Source organism: Sphingobium sp. (assembly GCF_049304695.1).
Classification (GTDB): Bacteria; Pseudomonadota; Alphaproteobacteria; order Sphingomonadales; family Sphingomonadaceae; genus Sphingobium.
On record NZ_JBAQOK010000044.1, the window covers coordinates 1 to 1,513 of the forward strand.

General features: G+C 63.3%; 2 protein-coding genes. One reads left to right on the forward strand and one right to left on the reverse strand.

What is annotated here, in order from left to right:
- Positions 1 to 94 precede the first annotated feature (94 nt).
- Positions 95 to 1,041 (forward strand): IS630 family transposase gene (locus WA070_RS06380; protein ID WP_156106025.1). Its coding sequence is split into 2 segments (ribosomal slippage): positions 95 to 431 and positions 431 to 1,041, totalling 948 coding nucleotides; the frame shifts between segments, so codons are not numbered across the junction.
- 92 nt (positions 1,042 to 1,133) lie between these two features.
- Here the strand turns inward: WA070_RS06380 and WA070_RS06385 are convergent.
- Positions 1,134 to 1,513: TetR family transcriptional regulator C-terminal domain-containing protein (locus WA070_RS06385; protein ID WP_422633259.1), on the reverse strand; the 380-nt coding region annotated here is incomplete at its 5' end.

Genomic DNA, 1,513 nt, shown 5'->3' on the forward strand with positions numbered 1-1,513 from the left:
TAGAGCGGTTTCCACACGATCTGACTCGTCAGGGATTCCCTTCGCGGCGCCGTTGTGATTCAGCCTTCCTGCTGGTGGCAGGAGGCCAGCATGGATGGCACGAACGCTATCACAGGATCTTCGGGACCGAGTTGTCGCAGCGATTGATGGTGGGCTGAGTTGCCATGCGGCAGCGGCCCGCTTCGGGGTCAGCGTGTCGAGCGCGATCCGCTGGCGACGGCTTGCGTTGGAGCATGGCCGGGCCGTTGCCAAGCCGCGCGGCGGTGACCGGCATTCAGGTAAGATCGAAGCGCACGGCGGCTTCATTCGGGAACTGATCGCAGAGCAGGGCGACATGACCTTGGTCGAGGTTCAGGCGCGGCTGATCGAGCGTGGGGCCCTGGTCGGTATCGGCACGGTGCATCGCTTCTTCGTGCGTCACGGGATCACGCGCAAAAAAAGACCGGTCACGCGATCGAGCAGGACCGTCCCGACGTCCTGAGGCAACGGCAGCATTGGTTCGACGGCCAGATCGACCTCGAACCCGAACGCCTCGTCTTCATCGACGAGACGTGGACCGCCACCAACATGACCCGCAGCCATGGCCGCTGCCGGAAGGGCGAGCGGCTGCGGATGGGCTTCCCGCACGGCCACCGCAAGACCACCACGCTGGTCGCGGGCCTGCGCATGGATGGCATGGTCGCGCCGATGGTGCTGGACGGGCCGATCAACGGCGACTGGTTCGAAGCCTATGTCGCCCAGGTGCTGGTGCCCGAACTGCGTCCCGGCGACGTGGTCATCATGGACAACCTCTCGAGCCACAAACGGGCCGCCGTGAAGGAAAGGATCGAAGCTGCCGGCGCGACCCTGCGCTTCCTCCCGCCATACAGCCCGGACTTCAATCCAATCGAAAAGGCCTTCTCCCGGCTCAAGGCCATGCTCCGCAAGGCAGGAGAGCGCACCGTCAGCGGCCTGTGGGACCTGATCGGCAGGCTCGTCGATATCTTCAAGCCCGACGAATGTGCAAACTACTTCAAATCATGCGGCTATGAACCGGAATGAATGGAAACCGCTCTAAACGGTCTCCCACATCACAAATAGAGGCAGGCATGCTGTTGCGCGGCCTCCCGCAAGGCAAGATCAGCAATCCATTCTTAGTCGACGCTCGTTGCCGCCCCCGCCAGCATGAGATCCACGAGAAAGTCCAGAAGCTCTCCGCTTGTGACCTCGTGCGGTTCGAGCAGGCCCTGGAACATGCTTCCCTCGTGGACAGCCAGGATCAGTCGCGCGATGCGCGGGAGGTCCCGGGCAACGATGCGGGAGTCCTCGCGAAGGATGTCGGCGAGCGCGCCCTCGATGATGACGAGGATCCGCCCCTGCCGTTCGGCATAGTGGCTCGCCATGGCAGGATGGCGCAAGGCATAGAGGCCGAACTCGGCCTGGAGCAGATACCAGTCCCGATCGAACGGATAGCTGGCGATAAAGGCCTTGAGGAAATTGTCGGCCGTCGAGCCGGGCATGGACAGCGCTGAGG